Source organism: Pseudomonas sp. Wu6 (assembly GCF_019891515.1).
GTDB classification, from domain to species: domain Bacteria; phylum Pseudomonadota; class Gammaproteobacteria; order Pseudomonadales; family Pseudomonadaceae; genus Aquipseudomonas; species Aquipseudomonas orientalis_A.
Genome location: NZ_JAFLXH010000006.1, coordinates 162,431 through 180,400, shown reverse-complemented (window position 1 = coordinate 180,400; position 17,970 = coordinate 162,431). Strand labels below are relative to the sequence as shown.

The following is a 17,970-nucleotide window of genomic DNA, read 5'->3' as shown; positions in this document are numbered from 1 at the left end:
CTGGGCCGACCAGGATGTTGGATTGGACCGGGTACATATCCATTATTTGGGTAACGGCTGCTTAGGGTTCCGCCCTGACGGCGGCTCACTTTTGAAAAGCGCAAAAGTAAGCAAAACGCTCTTGCCCCACCACTCGGCACCTCGCCTAGGCTCGGTGTGCCCGAACGCAGGCTTGAATCCGTGGGCCGCCGCAATGGGCCATCCCTGGCCCAGTGCGGCTAACCCGGCGTCCTGCCGGGTTGCCCACGGATTCAAGCCTGCGTTCGGCCAGCGTGGTTTAACGGGGCGCCTAAGATCAAAAGCAGATCAAGAGCGACTCGCTGCGCATCGTGGTTACGGGTGGGCGCGGCTGCTTTGTGTAGGAGCGAGCTTGCTCGCGAAAAACGTCAACGATAACGCGTGCGTCCTGAATGAACGCGGTGCCTGTGGGTTTTTCGCGAGCAACCTCGCTCCTACAAAAAAGCCTTGAATTGACTGGCATTAGGGTAGGCCATGGTGTCAGAGCGCGCTCAGCACGACTTCGATCTCGTCGAAACTCGGTCGCGCCAGCACTTGTGGCTGACAGCAGCTGATTTGCAATTCAACCAACTCGTCTGCAACGGCCTCTTCGACCCGCTCCAGCAATTCCCCCAGCAGCACGCCGAACGCGCGTACTTCAATACGCTGCAGTGCCTTGGTTTCCGGGGTGTCCGCGGTGGCATGGAAGGACGCCGCGCCAAAATCCCCAAGCAAACAATCACCCGCTGCATTCCACAAAATATTGTGGCCATACAGGTCGCCGTGGGTAATGCCGTGCCGGTGCAGGTGCGCGGCGACTGAGGCGATACCGCGCGCCATGCGCAGTGCCACGTCCAGGCTGAAACGGGTGTCGGGTGCGTAGATGTCCCGCGTGCACGATGCCAGGCTCGGCAACGCCGCGAGGTTGCGGTAACTCGGGTCGATCAGGTCCATCACCAGTGCAGCCTGGTCATCGGGGTGATCGCTGACGCGGCCTTCGACCTTGATCAGGTTGGGATGCAGCCCGGCGGCGATGCAGGCTTGCATTTCATGCAGCGGTGAACCGTCGCTGGTGATGCTGCCTTTGTACAGTTTGACCGCGACCGGCAACGCCCGGGGTTTCCACAGCGCCTTGCGGATAATCCCCGACGCCCCTTCGCCGAGCACTTCGCCCAGTTGCAGTTCGGCCCAGGGAATGTCCGGTGTCCCGTCGGCCGTCACCTCAACGGCCATTTCCACCGGATTGCCGGCGTACGCCAGCCACGTCAGGCTCGGCAGGGTCAGCAGCCACTGCGGCAGGTGGGTCAGGCGGTTGGACGCGATGCGGATCAATTCAAGGTTTTCGCACTGGGCCAGGCTGGGCGGCAGCTGCGTCAGTTGGTTGCCGGCCAGCATCAGCTTTTGCAGCAGCGGGCGTTGGCCGAGTTCGTCGGGCAATTGGCTGATGCAGTTGTCGGTGAGGATCAGCCAGCGCAATTGCGGCGGCAGAGCGGCTGCCGATACCCGCTCGATGCGGTTGGCCTTGAAGCCGATCATGCTCAACTGGGCGCAGCGGCCCAGGCATTCAGGCAGTTCGGTGAAGGCGTTGTCCGAGCAGAACAGCACGCGCAGGTGCCGCAGGCGGTGCAGGTCGTCCGGCAGGCTGCTCAAGGCGTTGCCCGTGAGGTTGAGGATTTCCAGCGAGTCGGCCAGTTCGAAGATTTCCCGGGGGAATTCGGTCAAACCGCAGGCCAGGTCCAGGCGGGTAGTGCCGGCCAATTGGCCGGCCTTGAGTTGGGCGAGGGTATTGATCAACGGCGCGGTCACTCGACAAGGGGGCGTGAAAAGGCGCTCATGATACCGGGTCGCGCGCGACTTGCGTGCCGCACTGGCGTAATTGCCCCAGGCGGCTGGCGGTACGTGCAAGGTCGATGGCCTTGCCGCCCAGGGCCTGCTCCAGTGGCTGCGCGCCGATCAGGGTCAGCTGTTTGTCGCGGTCGTAAAGCACGTCCACCAGATTGATAAACCGTTGCTGCACGGCGATCGGGCAGTCGGCGAGGTGGGGCAGACCGTCGATGATCCAGTGGTCGAAGTCCTGGCACAGCAGCAGATAATCCATCACGGCGGTGAGCTGTTCGCACAGGTCGCCGAAGGTAAAGGCGATGCTGCGTGCTTCACGGCGGCGGCACTGCAATTGCCGGTTGCCAACGGTCAGGGGCAACGCCGGGCAATCGGCGGCAGGCAGCCCGAGCGCCTCACGTTGCGCCACGCTGCCTGGCCAGAGGTACCGGCCCGTGCTGAAGCGCTGCTCGGCATGGGCCTGGGGCAGGCGGCGGAAGTCCTCGGGGGCACTGACTTCCAGCACGTCCATGCGCGCCGCGATCAGGTCGATCACCGGCTTGAAGCGCTGGTGATACAACGGGTTGGGCAGCAGGCCCTCGGGCGCATAGTTGGACGTCACCAGCACCAGCACACCGCGCTGGAACAAGGCCTTGAACAAACGGCTGATGAGCATCGCATCGCCGATATCGTGCACATGGAATTCGTCGAAACACAGGACGCGACAGTCCGCCAGCCGTTCGTCCAGGGCCACGGCCAGCGCGTCGTCCTGCGCGCGGTGTTGGAACATGCCCCGGTGCAGCTCAGCGAAAAAGTCGTGAAAGTGCACGCGCTGCTTCTCGGCAATCGGCAGCGCCTGGAAAAAACCATCGAGCAGCCAGCTTTTGCCGCGTCCAACCGGGCCGTGCAGGTACAGGCTGCGGGCGGGCCGGCCGCTGAGCAGGTGTTCGGTTTCGCGGGCCAGCGCGGCAATGGCGCGGGTCTGTCCGGCGCTGAGGGTATAGCCCTGCTGCTCAGCCTTGTGCCGGAAAAATGCACTGATGGGGGATGCGACCGCCTGTTGGGGTGTGGTGCCCAGCAGGCGACGGATCAGGGAAAGCACGGTCAAGGCGCGTCACTCTTGTTTCGGTGGTCGCTCACTTTAGGACGCTCGCCACGATTTGACCAATACCCAGGCGGCAGCCAGCCCTCCCGGAACAGCCGAACGCGGGGGTGTTTCTGACCAGACTGGCAGATTTTCCCCAAGTGGCTACCCTTATACGCAGGAGCCACCCCTGTATAAGGATTTGGGGCAGTGAAGGAACGCACAGTATTGGCAGTCATGGGCATGATGCTCTGCAACACGGTGTTTGCGGCGCAGGTCCAAGTGGTGGTGCGCATTGATGTGCAGCGCGGTTGCCAGTTGGTGGGTACCACGCGCACTGCGGGCATCGAGCAGCTTGGCGTGTTGGATTTCGGCAGCGGCCCGCGTCTGGATGACCCGGCCGGGCCCTTGAGTGCGGCGCTGATCAGCCAGCGCCAGCCACGCCTGGAATGCAATCCCGATACACCCTATCAAGTGCGCGTTGACGGCGGCCTGCATGGCGGCGTTGGCGAAGTGCGTTTTCTGGCCAATGGCGCGCCGGCGAGCAAGCCCATCCCCTATCGCATTTATGCCGACGCCGCGCGGTTGATCCCGTTGCCGGTGGATGTGCCGGTCAGCGGTCGTGTGCCGGACAGCGGCTCCGTCGACCTGCCGCTGTTCGGCCGTATCGAGCCGCTCAAGGACATCCCCGCCGTCGGCCGTTATTCCGACCTGCTCAAGGTTACGGTCACATGGTAATCCGCTACCTGGCCGTAACGGCTCTGTTGTTGCTGGCCGAAGACGCGCACGCGGCCGCTGCCAGCGGGCAGATTCAGGCGCAGCTGGTAATCACCGCCAGTTGCGAGGTCAACAAGAGCGTGGACACGGCGCCCGTGACGCCCGAAGGCGGTACCGCGATGCTGGATTTCGGCAGCCAGGGCCCGACGTGGAACGATACCCTGGGCGCGGCCGTTTCCGCCGGCGACAAAACCCCCTTGTCGGTGTCCTGCAGCCCCTCGGTGGCCAACAGTTTCACCGTGACCATCGACGGTGGCACCAATGGCGACGGCATCACGCGGCGCCTGAGCAACGGTCGCCAGTCCATTCCCTATCAGCTGTGGGCAGACCCTCTGGGTCGCAGCGCCTACAGCATCGGTGAGCAACGAAACTTCGCCATGACCCACGACGCCCAGGTACCGATCCCGGTCTTCGGCTCCGTGGTGGCGAATACCAGGGCCTTACCGGCCGGCATCTATACAGACACCCTGACGGTGACTCTGGATTGGTAAACCATGAGGATGGATATCATGCATGTACTCGTATCTCGATTGGGCGTCTGCGCCCTGGGCCTGGCGATGGCCTCGAGCCTCAACGCGGCGACCACCGTGACCGGGCAGATCAGCTCCAGCCTGACCTTGATTGCCAGCTGCCAGGTCAACGGCTCCGGTGCGGCGACCGGGTTGAACTTCGGTAGCCTCAACTTCGGTACCACCAACAGCCTGTTCACCAGCGCCAACGCCCAGTTGCTGGGCGGCACCGGCACCGGCGGTGCGTTGTCGATCCTGTGTTCGGCCGGCACCACACCGGCCGTCAAAGTGCGCGCCGGTGCCCATGACGGCGCATCGCCGGGTGGTACTCGCGCATTGGCCGATGGCGCGGGTAATTTCGTGCCCTATGACTTCTACACCGACAGCGGTTTCTCCTCGCTGCTGGCGATCGATGGCGTGATTACCCTCGCCGCCAGTACCGGTGTCGCGCAAACCGTAGGCTTGTATGGCCGCGCGGTGGGCAAGCCGGGCCTGCCGGCGGGCGTCTACACCGACACCGTGGCCGTGGAACTGACGTTCTGACGATGTGGCTCAGGGTGTGGTTGGCCTGTGGGCTGGCGTTGCCACTGCCGTTGTCGGCGGTGACCAGCCAGAGCTTCCAGGTCAGCGCGACCATCACGCCGGGTTGCCTGATCGTGGGCAGCGCGAGCAACTACGGCACGCTGACCTATGGCAGCTATTCGGCCCTGGCCACCAGCACGGTGACGGCGGCCCTTACCGGCGGCGTGACCCTGCAATGTACGCCGGGCGTGGCGCTGAGCATGAGCGTCGACGGCGGGTTGCACAGCGGCACCGGGCGCAATTTGCTGCACAACAGCGGCAGCGCGCAGGTGGCTTACCAACTGTTTCGCGATGCGGCGTTCAGCCAGAGCCTGGGGATCGGCCAGAGCATCAGCGTGAGCTACAGCGATGCAAACACCATCAGCCTGCCGATCTACGGGCGGGTGGTACTGCCGGGCAATCAGCCTGGGGGGACGTACAGCGACACGTTGCAGGTGCAGCTGTCGTGGTAGGGCTATGGGAATAAGGAGTGGTTTTATGCGTTCACCTTCCCGGCGGCTGTGGGCCGCGGGTGTTGTCCTGGGTGCCCTGTGCACGAGCGGGCTTGTGCAGGCGGCCAGCTCGGTGCTGATCTGGCCCATCGACCCGGTGCTGGAGGCCGACCAACAGGCCAGCGCGCTGTGGCTGGAGAACCGTGGCAGCGAGACGGCCAACCTGCAGGTGCGCGTGTTTGCCTGGAGCCAGAACGGCTTCGACGAGCAGTACCAGAACCAGCGCGATGTGGTCGGCAGCCCGCCGGTGGCCAGGATCGAACCCGGGCAGAAGCAACTGGTGCGCCTGACCCGCACCCGTGAAGTGCCGCCAGGCCGGGAGTTGGCCTATCGCATCATCATCGATGAAATTCCCTCGGCGCTGCAGGTGCCCGCGCCACCGGAGGGCAAAAATACGGCGGCGGCGATTCGTTTCCAGATGCGCTATTCGGTGCCGTTGTTTGCCTACGGTGCCGGCCTGTGGAGCAAGGACGACGCCACCCGCCAGCGCGACCCCACGGGCGCCGGGCAGCCGCAATTGAGCTGGAAGAAGGTCAATGTGGCCGGGCGCAGCTATATCGAGGTGCGTAACCAGGGCGCCGTGCATGCGCGGTTGACCGATGCCTCGTTCAAACAGGGCGGCCAGACCCGGCCGCTGGTGGAAGGGCTGCTTGGCTACGTATTGCCGGGAGCGACCATGCGCTGGCCGATGCCGGGCGATGTGCCGGGCGATCAGCCGCTGCAGGTCAGGATCAACGGCGCGACGCAAGTGGAGAGCCTCGCGCCGACACGGTAAACGGTGTGTCGCGGGACGGGTGCGAGCCCGGGTTTTAACAGGATGGAGATGTCCATTGAAGGACGCAACGCCATGGTGAGTCGTGGTTGGGCTCGTGGTATATGGCCATCGATGGCAGTGGCAAGCGGGTTGTGGGGCGCTGCGGTAGCGGGCGATCTGCCGCCGCCGCCAAGCAGCATGGAGGCGGTCGCCGATGCACAGCTGTTTCTGCAATTGGTGGTCAACCAGATGGACACCGGCCGGGTCATCGCGGTCGAGCAACGCGCCGGGCAGCTCTTCGTGCCCGCCAGTGCCTTGCAGGACGTGGGCATGAAGCTGCCGGGTGACCCCGACGGCAGCGTGGCCCTGGACAGCGTGCCTGGCCTGCACAGTGATTACGACAGCAATGGCCAGCGCCTGCTGCTGGATGTGCCACCGTCCTGGTTGCAGGAGCAGTTCATCGGCAACCGCAACACCTACCCGCGCACCCAGGCCATGAGCAGCTTCGGCGCCTTGCTCAACTATGACGTGTATTTCAACGACACCGACGAGGGCGGCAGTTACCTTGCGGCCTGGAACGAGGTGCGCCTGTTCGATAACTGGGGCACCTTGTCCAACACCGGGCAACTGCGCCAGACCCTGTCCAATGGCATCAGCAACAGCACGCTCAACAATGGTTATCGGCGCTACGACACCACTTGGCGCTTCTCCGATGATGAGCGGCTGCTCACCTACGAGGCCGGCGACGTGATCAGCGCTGCGTTGCCCTGGAGCAGCTCGGTGCGCCTGGGCGGGGTGCAACTGTCGCGGGACTTTGCCGTGCGTCCGGACCTGGTGACGTACCCCTTGCCGCAATTTGCCGGCGAGGCGGCGGTGCCCTCGTCGGTCGACCTGTTCATCAACGGCTACAAGACCGAAAGCGCGCAGCTGCAACCCGGGCCGTACACCCTGACCAACATCCCGTTCATCAATGGTGCCGGTGAGGCCGTGGTGGTCACCACCGACGCCCTCGGTCGCCAGGTGTCGACCACCGTTCCCTTCTATGTCACCAGCACCTTGCTGCAACACGGCCTGACGGATTTTTCCGTGGCCGCCGGGACCTTGCGTCGCGATTACACCCTGCGCGATTTCGGCTACGGGCCGGGCGTGGCCAGCGGTACGTTCCGCTACGGCTATTCCGACAACCTGACCCTGGAAAGCCACGCCGAAGCCTCCAGCGACCTGACCCTCGGCGGGCTCGGCGGCAACCTGCGCCTGGGCAATTTCGGCGTGCTCAATACCGCCGTCAGCCAGAGCCGGTTCGACAGCCGCAGCGGCCGGCAACTGAGCCTGGGCTATCAGTACAACAGCGCGCGCTACAGCCTGATGTACCAACGTGTCGAACGGCGCGACGCGTATGCCGACCTGACCCTGGTCGACACGCCCTACGCTCGCCTCAGCAAGCGCAGCGAGCAAGTCACCCTGAGCCTCAACCTCGAGCGGTTCGGCAGCCTCGGCCTGGGCTATTTCGACGTGCAGGCGGCGGACGACTCGCGCACGCGCCTGCTCAACCTGAGCTGGAGCAAACCGCTGTGGCGCAACTCCAGCGTGTACCTGTCGGCCAACCGCGAAATCGGTGACAGCAACTGGGCGATGCAGGCGCAACTGGTGATTCCGTTCGACCTCAACGGCAGCCTGGCCTTGAGCAGCGAGCGCGGCAAGGACGGCGCCAGCCGCCAACGCATCAACTACAGCCGGGCGGTGCCCAGCGAAGGCGGGGTGGGCTATAACCTCGGCTACGCCCAGGGTGATGCCCCGACTTATCGCCAGGCCGACCTGACCTGGCGCCTGCAATCGGTGCAACTGCAGGCCGGTGTGTACGGCAGCAGCGACGCGCAGACACGCTGGGCGGATGCCAGCGGCTCGCTGGTGTGGATGGGCGGTAACACCTTCGCCGCCAACCGGATCAACGACGCCTTCGTGGTGGTAAGCACCCAAGGGTTCGCCGGCATTCCGGTGCGCTATGAAAACCAGTTGGTCGGCGAGACCGACCACAAGGGCCACTTGCTGGTGCCCTGGAGCAGTGCCTATTACCGCGCCAAATATGAAATCGACCCGCTGAACCTGCCACCGAACGTGCAGACCCCGAATGTCGAGCAGCGCGTGTCGGTGCGTCGTGGCAGCGGCTACCTGCTGGAGTTTCCGTTGCGCCGGGTGCTCGCCGCGAGCATCACCCTGGTCGACGGTCAGCACCAGGAGTTGCCGCTGGGCAGCCTGGTGGTGCATGAACAGAGCAACACCCAGGCAGTCGTGGGCTGGGACGGGTTGGTGTATCTGGAAAACCTCAGCGCCCACAACACGCTGCACGTCACCCTCGGCGAGGGTCGCAGCTGCCAGGCGAGTTTCGATATCAATGAGCAGCAACAGGACGTGCCGCTGATCGGGCCGTTGGTCTGCCAATGAAGGATTGAACAGGGAGTGTCCAGGTGAAGGGCAAGGGATGGCTGTGTGGGGTAGGGCTGTTTGGCTTGGGGCTGTTGTGTTCGGGCAAGGCGTTGGCCGTGTGTTCGGTGGCGCCCACAGTACCGGCCAGTTTCGGCTCGATCAGTTCGATGACTGTACGCACCGCTGCGCAAACCAGCTCCACCACCAATGCCGGGCTGAGCTGCACCTCGGCGCTGATCTCGCTGCTGGTGTCGACCGACCATTTCTACGCCACGATCACGTCGACTCAGGGCGGCATGCGCGGGCCGACCGGGGATGTGATCGGCTACACGATTTATGGCACCAACAGCACCAGTTATCCGATCACCCGGGGGGCGCAGTTCGATTTTGGCGGCGCCGGCGGTATCGCCCAGATCATCGGCCTGCTCGCAGGCCCGGGTGCGAAAACCGTACCGCTGTACCTGGGCAGCATCACCGGCAGCAATGTCGCCGCCGGCGTGTATACCGAGACGCTGAACATCGCCTGGAACTGGAACTACTGCTCGGGAGTCGGCCTTGGCGGCGTCTGCCTGGGGCGTGACATCGGCAGCGGCACGGCGGCGCTGACCGTCAGCATGAACGTGACCAATGACTGCCAGATCACCGCGCCCAATGTCAGCTTTGGCAGCGCGCCGGTGGTCAGCGGGTTCGCCGCCGTGACCGGGCAGACCATCAACATTGCCTGCACCAAGGGCAGCGCCTACACCGTGGGCTTGAGCGACGGCCAGAACGCGGTCAGCGTCGGTGGCCGGCGGCGCATGGTTTCCGGCGGCAACTACCTGGCCTACGACCTTTTCAAAAGTGCCGGCACCACACGTTGGGGCAGTGTTGGCGCGGCACGGCGCGCCAGCTCCACGGCCGAGGTCAACCCCGGCAATGGCTTGGGCACGGGCAGCCAGGTGTACAACTACAACGCCAGGATCTACACCGACCAGCCCACGCCACCGGCCGGTATCTATGTGGACAACGTGGTGCTGGACGTGGGCTTCTAGAACTTCATTTGCCCGGGGCTGGCCTGATCCACGGGACTGACCATCGCGTAGTTGTACCCGCCGCCCGACCAGTAGTCGGCCTGCAAGCCGTCGGCGCTGCGGCTGCCGCGCGGCAGGAAACCGTTGTTCGGGCCCGGTGGGCGGATATAGAAACTGATGCGCCGACCCTGCGGGTCCTCGTACAGCACCATGGCCGCTGCGCCTTGGTCGGTGGTGAGCAGGCGCCCGCTGACCGGCTTGAACCCCGCCTGGCTCAAGTCGGGCAAGCGATGGGCCTGGTTGAAGTAGCGATCGAGCCAGGCCTGCATGGTGCTGCGGTCCTGAGCGTTGTAGTCGGCGGGCATGATGCCGTCCTGGGCAAACAGACGGTATGCCTGCATCGCATCGGCCATCGGCAACAGCCCTGGCTGGGTGGCCTCGCGGGCGTGCCAGCCGCCCAGTCCGCCGAGGCTGACGGCGATCAGCAGCAGCGCCGCAGTGGCGAGATGGCGGCGGGATTGATGCTTGATGCGCTGGCGAATCAGCGCCGGGTCCAATGCCGGGTTGCCCGGTTGTTGCAGGGCACCGCTCAAGGACGCACGCAGCAATTGCGCGTCCTGTTGCCAGGCATGCACCTGGGCGGCCACGTCGGGGTGGCTCGCCAGCCAGGTTTCAAGGACACGGCGATCACTGTCCGGCAACTGGTGATCGACGTAGGCGTGTAAGTCACGTTCGCTGGGAGGCAGGCTGATCATTTGAGTATCCGCAGGGAAGGGCTGGCAATTTCGCCATCGCTGAGTTGACGCAAGGCCTGGCGGGCGCGTGAGAGACGCGACATCACCGTACCGATGGGCACGTCGAGTATTTCGGCGACTTCCTTGTAGCTCAAGCCTTCGACCGACACCCACAGCAGCAGGGCGCGCTGCTCGGCGGTGAGTTGGTCGAAGGCTTGCAGGGTGGATTGGGCCATCACCGTGCGCTCCACCGAGGGCTGCGCATCGTCGCGGCCGGTGAAGAATTCGAGCATGCGCGCGTAGCGTCGGTTGCGCCGATGGGCATCGAGGAATTGTCGGTACAGGATCGAAAACAGCCACGCGCGCAGGTCGCCTTCGATGCGCTTGTCGGCCCAGGCGGTGATGGCCCGTTCCAGGGTTGACTGCACCAGGTCGTCGGCGCTGCTGGCGTTACGGGTCAGGGACACGGCAAAGCGCCGCAGCCTGGGGATGAGTTCGCGTAACTGTTCGTCGAGTTCGTGCATGGGTGTCCGGCTGGTTGCTACGCTGCTGTGACTGGAGAGACGTTCGGCGCCGCAGGTTATTCCATGGGCCGAAAAATAAAATGCGGCCAGGGAATAGAGTGTATCGGCGTGCGTCTCAATGCTCCGACCTTATGTTTCACCCCCTAAGGCCTCTGGCCCTGGAGTTCATTCATGGTAGATCACTCACCACCGCCTCGTCCTCCGTTAAGCACTGCGAGCCTGATCGCGCGACTCGCGGGTATCGGTGCCGTGGTTGCCGTTGTTGCCGGGGCATTTGCCTACGTCAACGGCACCCTCGACCCACAGCGCCTGCGGCCAAAAACCCTGGTCAATGCCCTGGAAACCAATAACGGCGTGCACCCAGGGTTTCGGCGTAACCATGCCAAGGGCGTGTGCGTGGCCGGGTACTTCGAGAGCAATCCCGAGGTGCGCACCTACTCCAGCGCCCAGGTGTTCAACGAGGCGAAAACCCCGGTGATCGGGCGTTTCGCCTTGCCCAGCGGCAACCCTTATGCGCCGGACAGCAGTGTGCCGATCCGCAGTTTTGCCGTGCAGTTCAGCCAGGCCAACGGCCAGCAGTGGCGCACCGGGATGAACAGCATGCCGGTGTTCCCGGTGGGCACGCCCGAGGCGTTCTACCAATTGCTCAAGGCCGGCGCGCCGGACCCGGCCACCGGCAAGCCGAACCCGGCGAGCATGCCGGCGTTTTTTGCCGCCCACCCGGAGACAGCACCGTTTCTGGCCTGGGTCAAAACCGCCAGGCCATCGGCCAGTTACGCGACCGAAACCTATAACGGCATCAACGCGTTTTACCTGGTGAGCGCCGACGGCAAACGCCAGGCCGTGCGCTGGACCGTGGTGCCACAGAGCCAGGATACAGCGGGCGATACCGCGCCTGAGGGTGGCGACTTCCTGGAAAAAGACCTGGTGCAGCGCCTGGCTGCGGGGCCGCTGCATTGGCAGTTGAACATGACGCTGGCCAATCCCGGCGACCCGCTCGATGACGCCAGCAAGACCTGGACCGGCGCGCACAAGGTAGTCACCGCCGGCACCCTGGTGCTGCAGAGCAGCCAGCCACAAGCCGACGGCGATTGCCGCGATATCAACTTCGACCCGCTGATTCTGCCCAGCGGTATCGAGGCGTCCAATGACCCGCTGCTGGCGGCCCGCTCGGCGGCCTATGCCAGTTCCTACCTGCGCCGCGCCGGTGAAGTCAGCCCGTTGCACAGTGCCTCCCAGGAGTCGAAGCCATGAAGGTTCAACCACGCTTTTTCGCCCCGCTGGCGCGTTTGCTGCACTGGCTGATGGCGTTGATGGTCATCGCCATGCTGTTTATCGGCGCGGGCCTGGCGGCGTCGGTGTCCGAGCGTCACGAGTGGCTGATTCACCTGCACAAGCCGCTGGGCATCGCCATTCTGGCGCTGGTCATCGTGCGCCTGGTGGTGCGTTTTTCCACGCGCCAACCGCCGCTGCCGGCTGACTTGCCGCGCTGGCAAGTGCTCGCGGCCAAAGCGTCTCACTGGGTGTTGTATGGCTTGATGCTGGTGTTGCCGTTGTTGGGCTGGGCAATGATTTCGGCGGCCGGTGACCCGGTGATGCTCAGCAGTTCCGTGCAACTGCCGGCATTGGTCTCGGCCAATGCACCGTTGTTTGCGCTGTTGCGCAAGGCCCATGGTTATCTTGCCTACCTGCTGTTCCTGACGGTGCTGGTGCATCTGGCGGCCGCGCTGTTCCACGGGTTGATTCGCCGCGACGGCGTGCTGCAAAGCATGACCGGCAGCCGCCACTGATCAGCTTTGACCCATAGTCAACGCAGGTGGCCGATGATATCGGCCACGCTGCTCAGGACATCCTTGCCCAGTTGCCTGGAGCGATCACCGGACCAACCGGTTTTCGCGTTGGGCGCGTCGTCGTTGTCCTTGAACGGCATCTCCAGGGTCAGTGACAGGCAGTCGTACTTTTCACCGACCGCATTGCACGCCAGGGTCATATTGGCTTCGCCCGGCAGATCGCGGGTGTAGCCGTAGGTGGTCTGAAAGTCACGGGTCAGTTGGCTCAGGTGACTGCGGAAGTGTTTTTCCAGGGCTTCGATACGCGGATTGTAGCCGGGGTTGCCTTCACAGCCGGCGGTGAACACGTAGGGGATTTCTTCGTCGCCGTGGATATCGAGGAACAGGTCGACGCCATATTTTTCCATCTGCTCTTGCACGAACAGGACTTCCGGGCTGAGTTCCTGGCTGGCGCTCTGCCAGGCGCGGTTTAAGTCCTGGCCCATGGCGTTGGTACGCAGGTGGCCATGAAATGCGCCGTCGGGGTTCATGTTGGGCACCAGGTACAGGTCGGCGACGGCCAGGAGCTTTTTCAACTCGGCGTCACCGCTCTGTCGCAGGCGTTCGATCACGCCCTCCATAAACCATTCGGCCATGTGTTCGCCGGGGTGCTGCTGGGCGATGATCCAGACCTTGCGGCGGCCTTCGCCGCCTTTGCCGCGGCGCAGCAGTTGGATATCACGGCCCTCGACACTTTTACCGGTGGCCAGCAGCTTGACGCCGGCGTACTTCAGCGCCTGTTCGATCAACCAGTCGTGGCGTTCACGGCTGTAGGGTTCGAAGTAGGCGAACCACGCGTGTTTTTCCCGGGTCTGGAGGCTGATATGCAGGATTTCGCCATCAAAGCGCGATGGCACGCGGAACCAATTGACGTGGTCGTAGGACGCCACGGCGTTATAGCCGGTCCATGCATGCTTGTAGGATGACCGGCCCGCGTTGCTCAGGCGAAACGTGTGGGTGTGCCCCACATGCATGCCTTCGGCCTTGAAGTGGAACCACTGGTAGTGTTGGCTACGGGTGTCGGGTTTGATTGCCAGCAGCAACTGGTAGGCATCGCTGGCATCCAGGACCTGGATATTGCCGCTGTCGAAGTCGGTGCTGATTTTGATGGACGTCAAAGCCACGGTCATAGTCTGGTTGCCTGAATATGAGGTTGTGGCGGCTATCTTACACAGGCGGCAGGCAATGACTGGCAGCAAAATTGTTGCACGGGGGAGGGGGCGTCATCCGTGACGCTGCGGCAGCTTAGGGTCTATGAGATTGATTCTCAAGCGCTAAATCGTGAAGAAATGGGCTGAAGCCTGGCTGCGGCTTTCTTTACGCAGTGGTCTTTTGCTACCATCCGCGCCGTCAAGCAACACACAGTCTTCATTAGCCTGAAGCCATGCCAGAACAACTGGCAAAAAAAAGACCCGGCCAAAGAGCCGGGTCAAAAACCGTGATTAGCCTGATGAGGAGATATTCCAAGAGTCCGACCTAAGGGCTCTTGGTCTATCGACTGATCTCGCGATCAGCTGGGTCCAATAATAATCATTATCATTTGCAAGTCAAATGTTTTTATCCGTTCGATAGAAATATTTTTCGCCTGCGCCCGTCATCCGTTTGCCTGAGCGTTCGGCGCTCGCAACGACCGCTCCACCATCGCCTTCGCCATATCAATCAAATACACCACCGAAAATGCCAGGTCACGCTGATTGCCCTGATGGCTGCTCGCCGACTCGTAGGCGGTTGCCGCCGCGCTGCGCAGCAGGTCGGAGGCGTGCACCAGCGCTTCCTCCTGGCTGATGCCCGGCTTGAGGGTGAAAAAGCTCGGGTCCGAGTCCGGCGCAGACATCTCTTCTTTCAAATAGTAGTCCAGCGCGCGCTGTGCGGCTCCGCTGCAGCGCATGTCGTGCAGCTCGGTGTTTTCAGGTATTTCAGGCAGGTGATACGGGCTCGTCGTCATGAGGGGAGGTACTCTGGGTGGGTGTCGAAAACCTTGTACCGATGATAGTACGTATCGTATTTATGTCGTTTCATGGATTACTACAAACTGTTTATTGCCCTGGCAAATACGCAACGTATTGTCAGTGCCATGGATAACTGGATAGCGTTGGTGCGAGCCAACATGAAAGACCGCAAGGTCACGCAGGATGAACTGGCCGAGCGCCTAGGCATGTCCCAGGGCGGCGTGGGTCATTGGCTCAACAAGCGCCGCGTCCCGAGCCTGGCGGACATGAACCGGGTGCTGGCGGAGTTGGGGCTGGGCTACCTTGAGGTGGCGCTGGAGATTCGTGAGCGGGCAGATACACAGGCGGCCCTGGAGCACCACTACAACTCGTATTTTCGCTACCCGGTCAACGACTGGGGCGGTGTGTGCGAACTGCGCGAAGCACGCGCAAGCTATGGGCCGGAACGCTTTGAATTGACCGATTACCATGCCCACGGCGACGCCTTCTGGCTGCCGGTGATCGGCGACGCCATGACTGCGCCCACCGGCCTGAGCATCAGCGCAGGCATGCTGATCCTGGTCGATCCGGCCATCGAGGCGCAGCCCGGCAAACTGGTGGTTGCGCAATGGCTGGACAACCCCCAGGCGACCTTTCGCCAGTTGCAGGCGGACAGCGGCCAGCTTTACCTGGTGCCGCTCAATCCCACTTACCCCAAACTGCTGTTCACCGATGATTGCCGCATCCTGGGCGTGGTCGTGCAAGCCATGGCGAAGTTCTAGTGCGCCGGCTCCAGTTCCACCAGCGCACTGCCTTCGGCGACCATCTCGCCCTCCTGGCAAAACAAGGCCTTGACCACGCCCGCCTCGGGCGCGCGGATGCTGTGTTCCATCTTCATCGCTTCAAGTACCACCAGCTGCGCACCGGCTTCGACGCGTTGGCCGATGTCCACCAGCACGCGCACAATGCTGCCGTTCATGGGGGCGCTAAGGCCACCTTGAGCGGTGTGACCGGCCTCGGCCGCCGCAATCGGGTCGAACAGGCTGACCGCCTGCATCTCGCCATCCCAGCGCAGGTACACCGTGCCTTCATTGCGCACGGCCAGATGGGCGCGACGTATACCCTGGTGTTCAATGACCAGTTGCTCGTCCATGAGTGGCGACGATGGCCCGGCCAGCGTGACCAGTCGATCCTGGCCATTACAGCTCAAATGCAGTGAAACCTGCGCCGGCAGCCCCGCGCGAAAGCCGTGGGTCGCGGCCCACGGCCCGTCACCGGCCGGCAAGGTTTGCACAAAGGCCGAACCTGCCGCCTGCCAGAACTCATCGCTCAACGCCCCGGCCACCGGCAGCAGCTCAGCCTGATAGCGCGGAATAAACCCGGTATCCAGCTCGGCCGCGGCAAAGGCCGGATGGCCAATGATGCGCCGCAGGAAGCCCAGGTTGGTCTTGAGCCCGCCCACCGCAAATTCGTCGAGCATACTCAGCAACCGCAGCCGCGCCTGTTCACGGTCCTCGCCCCAGGCAATCAACTTGCCGAGCATCGGGTCGTAGAACGGCGAAACACTGTCCCCTTGCTCGACGCCGCTGTCCACGCGGCGCCCCGGGCCGGGCCTGGACTCGCGGTACAGGGCCAGCCGTCCGGTGGCGGGCAGGAAATCAGTGGCCGGGTCTTCGGCATACAGCCTGACCTCAATCGCATGCCCCTTCAGGGGTACCTCTGCCTGGCTGATCGGCAGCACCTCGCCCTGGGCCACGCGGATCTGCCAGGCCACCAGGTCGAGGCCGGTAATCGCCTCGGTGACCGGATGCTCGACCTGCAGGCGGGTGTTCATCTCCATGAAGAAAAACTCGCCGCGCGCATCCAGCAGGAACTCCACGGTCCCCGCGCCCACGTAACCAATTGCCTGCGCCGCGCGTACCGCCGCTTCGCCCATGGCCTTGCGCTGCACGGCACCGAGTCCCGGCGCGGGGGCTTCTTCCACGACCTTTTGATGACGCCGCTGGATCGAGCAATCGCGCTCATTGAGGTACAGGCAGTTGCCGTGTTGATCGGCAAATACCTGGATTTCCACATGGCGCGGTTTGAGCAGGTATTTCTCCACCAGCATTTGCCCGTTGCCAAATGACGACAGCGCCTCACGCTGGGCGGAGGCCAGGGCTTCTGCCAGCTGGCTGACGTCCTCGACCACTTTCATGCCCTTGCCGCCGCCGCCGGCCGTGGCCTTGAGCAGCACCGGGTAACCGATACGCGCGCAGGCCGCGCGGAAGGTCTCCAGGTCCTGGGCCTCGCCGTGATAGCCCGGCACCAGCGGCACACCGGCGGTTTCCATCAGCGCCTTGGCCGCCGACTTGCTGCCCATGGCGTCAATGGCCGAGGCGGGCGGGCCGAGGAAGATCAAGCCCGCTGCCTCGACGGCCCGAGCGAACCCGGCGTTTTCCGATAGAAACCCGTAGCCTGGATGAATCGCCTGGGCGCCGCTGGCGTGGGCGGCGGCGATCAGTTTGTCGATCTGCAGGTAACTGTCAGTGGCCTTGCTGCCGCCCAAGTCGACACGAATATCGGCTTCGCGGCTGTGCCGCGCATCACGGTCGATTGCACTGTGCACGGCCACGGTGGTCAGGCCCATCGCCTTGGCGGTGCGCATGATTCGGCAGGCGATTTCGCCACGGTTGGCCACCAGCACGCTTGTCAGTGGGCTCATGGGTGCGGCTCCTTGGATTGCCAGCTGGGTGCGCGTTTTTGCAGAAAGGCGCGCAAGCCTTCCTGGCCCTCGGCACTGACCCGAATTCGCGCGATGGCGTTTTCACAGTAACGCCGCAGCGCCGGGGTAAGGGCACCGCTGCCCACCTCACGCAATAAGTCTTTGCTCGAACGCATCGCCGCCGGGCTGTTGTGCAGCAGGTTGGCGATCCACTCATCCACCCGTTGCTCCAACGTCTCGAGCGGGTAGCTTTCCGCCAACAGGCCGATATCTCGCGCACGCTGGCCGTCGAACCGCTCGGCCGTCAACGCATAGCGACGGGCTGCGCGTTCACCGATGGCCTGCACCACGAATGGGCTGATCACCGCCGGTGCCAGGCCGATACGCACTTCCGACAGACAGAACTGCGCGTCATCGGCGCCAATCGCCATGTCGCAGCAACTGATCAAGCCCAGCGCGCCGCCGTAAGCGGCGCCTTGTACCACCGCCAGGGTGGGGATTTTCAGCTTGGCCAGGTTGTACATCAACTCGGCCAGTTCCCGGGCGTCGTCCAGGTTGGTGTGGTAATCCAGCTCGGCCGACTGCTGCATCCAGGCCAGGTCGGCGCCGGCGCTGAAGTGCTTGCCGCGCCCGCGCAACACCAGAAAGCGCAGGGACGGGTCGCCCTGTACGTGGTCGAGGGCGATGATCAGTTCGCGGATCATCTGGGCGTTGAACGCGTTGTTCTTGGCTTCACGACTGAGCCACAGCGTGGCAAAGCCACGGCTGTCGGTGATCAGTTCGAGGGTGTTGAAATCGCTCATGG

General features: G+C 63.6%; 18 protein-coding genes. 10 read left to right on the top strand and 8 right to left on the bottom strand.

The features are described from left to right. Nucleotides 1-498: 498 nt before the first annotated feature. Both J1G34_RS06295 and zapE read right to left on the bottom strand, forming a co-directional pair. Complete coding sequence (locus J1G34_RS06295; protein ID WP_222993611.1) at nt 499-1,788, bottom strand: protein kinase; 1,290 nt, start codon at nt 1,786-1,788, stop codon at nt 499-501. A gap of 40 nt (nt 1,789-1,828) precedes the next feature. Beyond that, nucleotides 1,829-2,923, bottom strand: a complete 1,095-nt coding sequence (zapE, locus tag J1G34_RS06290; protein WP_222993584.1) for a cell division protein ZapE — start codon at nt 2,921-2,923, stop codon at nt 1,829-1,831. A gap of 213 nt (nt 2,924-3,136) precedes the next feature. Here zapE and J1G34_RS06285 point away from each other — a divergent pair, with 213 nt between their 5' ends. The 7 genes from J1G34_RS06285 (at nt 3,137) to J1G34_RS06255 (ending at nt 9,467) form a co-directional block, all read left to right on the top strand. Next, nucleotides 3,137-3,637: a Csu type fimbrial protein gene (locus J1G34_RS06285; RefSeq protein WP_430962632.1), complete on the top strand. Its 501-nt coding sequence runs from the start codon at nt 3,137-3,139 to the stop codon at nt 3,635-3,637. Then, complete coding sequence (locus tag J1G34_RS06280; RefSeq protein ID WP_065896770.1) at nt 3,631-4,167, top strand: Csu type fimbrial protein; 537 nt, start codon at nt 3,631-3,633, stop codon at nt 4,165-4,167. The genes J1G34_RS06285 and J1G34_RS06280 overlap by 7 nt, the downstream gene beginning before the upstream one ends. 18 nt (nt 4,168-4,185) lie before the next feature. Next, nucleotides 4,186-4,728 carry a Csu type fimbrial protein gene (locus tag J1G34_RS06275; RefSeq protein WP_065894984.1) on the top strand — a complete coding sequence of 181 codons (543 nt, stop codon included), beginning with the start codon at nt 4,186-4,188 and terminating at the stop codon, nt 4,726-4,728. 2 nt (nt 4,729-4,730) lie between these two features. Beyond that, the gene (locus J1G34_RS06270) at nt 4,731-5,219 is read left to right on the top strand and encodes a Csu type fimbrial protein (RefSeq protein ID WP_065894879.1); all 489 of its coding nucleotides are present in this window, start codon (nt 4,731-4,733) and stop codon (nt 5,217-5,219) included. A gap of 25 nt (nt 5,220-5,244) precedes the next feature. Continuing rightward, nucleotides 5,245-6,033, top strand: a complete 789-nt coding sequence (locus J1G34_RS06265) for a fimbrial biogenesis chaperone (protein ID WP_222993582.1) — start codon at nt 5,245-5,247, stop codon at nt 6,031-6,033. A gap of 72 nt (nt 6,034-6,105) precedes the next feature. Then, a complete protein-coding gene (locus J1G34_RS06260; protein ID WP_065896804.1) occupies nt 6,106-8,454 on the top strand; it encodes a fimbria/pilus outer membrane usher protein in 2,349 nt (782 codons plus the stop codon). 23 nt (nt 8,455-8,477) lie between these two features. After that, the gene (locus J1G34_RS06255; protein ID WP_065935800.1) at nt 8,478-9,467 is read left to right on the top strand and encodes a Csu type fimbrial protein; all 990 of its coding nucleotides are present in this window, start codon (nt 8,478-8,480) and stop codon (nt 9,465-9,467) included. Here the strand turns inward: J1G34_RS06255 and J1G34_RS06250 are convergent. Then, nucleotides 9,464-10,201 (bottom strand): anti-sigma factor family protein, encoded by a 738-nt coding sequence (locus tag J1G34_RS06250; protein ID WP_222993580.1) that lies wholly within the window; start codon nt 10,199-10,201, stop codon nt 9,464-9,466. The two genes, J1G34_RS06255 and J1G34_RS06250, sit on opposite strands and share 4 nt — an antisense overlap. After that, complete coding sequence (locus tag J1G34_RS06245; protein ID WP_065894883.1) at nt 10,198-10,704, bottom strand: RNA polymerase sigma factor; 507 nt, start codon at nt 10,702-10,704, stop codon at nt 10,198-10,200. The genes J1G34_RS06250 and J1G34_RS06245 overlap by 4 nt, the downstream gene beginning before the upstream one ends. Before the next feature lie 171 nt (nt 10,705-10,875). Between J1G34_RS06245 and J1G34_RS06240 the strand changes: the two genes are divergently transcribed. Both J1G34_RS06240 and J1G34_RS06235 read left to right on the top strand, forming a co-directional pair. Continuing rightward, nucleotides 10,876-11,958, top strand: coding sequence for a catalase family peroxidase (locus J1G34_RS06240; RefSeq protein WP_222993578.1), 1,083 nt, complete (start codon nt 10,876-10,878; stop codon nt 11,956-11,958). Beyond that, complete coding sequence (locus J1G34_RS06235; protein WP_122685885.1) at nt 11,955-12,494, top strand: cytochrome b; 540 nt, start codon at nt 11,955-11,957, stop codon at nt 12,492-12,494. Before J1G34_RS06240 ends, J1G34_RS06235 begins: the two co-directional genes overlap by 4 nt. A 17-nt stretch (nt 12,495-12,511) precedes the next feature. Here the strand turns inward: J1G34_RS06235 and J1G34_RS06230 are convergent, their stop codons facing one another. Next, entirely contained in the window at nt 12,512-13,663 is a 1,152-nt protein-coding gene (locus tag J1G34_RS06230) for a M14 family metallopeptidase (RefSeq protein WP_222993576.1), read from the bottom strand. Between the two features lie 464 nt (nt 13,664-14,127). After that, a complete protein-coding gene (locus tag J1G34_RS06225) occupies nt 14,128-14,478 on the bottom strand; it encodes a DUF6124 family protein (RefSeq protein ID WP_065894887.1) in 351 nt (116 codons plus the stop codon). 129 nt (nt 14,479-14,607) lie between these two features. On the opposite strand from J1G34_RS06225, the gene J1G34_RS06220 reads away from it, so the two are divergent. Further along, on the top strand, nt 14,608-15,243 hold the full coding sequence (locus J1G34_RS06220) for a LexA family protein (protein ID WP_222993609.1): 636 nt from the start codon (nt 14,608-14,610) through the stop codon (nt 15,241-15,243). Here J1G34_RS06220 and J1G34_RS06215 read toward each other — a convergent pair. Beyond that, nucleotides 15,240-17,165, bottom strand: coding sequence for an acetyl/propionyl/methylcrotonyl-CoA carboxylase subunit alpha (locus tag J1G34_RS06215; RefSeq protein ID WP_222993574.1), 1,926 nt, complete (start codon nt 17,163-17,165; stop codon nt 15,240-15,242). The two genes, J1G34_RS06220 and J1G34_RS06215, sit on opposite strands and share 4 nt — an antisense overlap. Then, entirely contained in the window at nt 17,162-17,968 is an 807-nt protein-coding gene (locus tag J1G34_RS06210) for a gamma-carboxygeranoyl-CoA hydratase (protein ID WP_222993572.1), read from the bottom strand. Before J1G34_RS06210 ends, J1G34_RS06215 begins: the two co-directional genes overlap by 4 nt. Between the last annotated feature and the right edge of the window lie 2 nt (nt 17,969-17,970).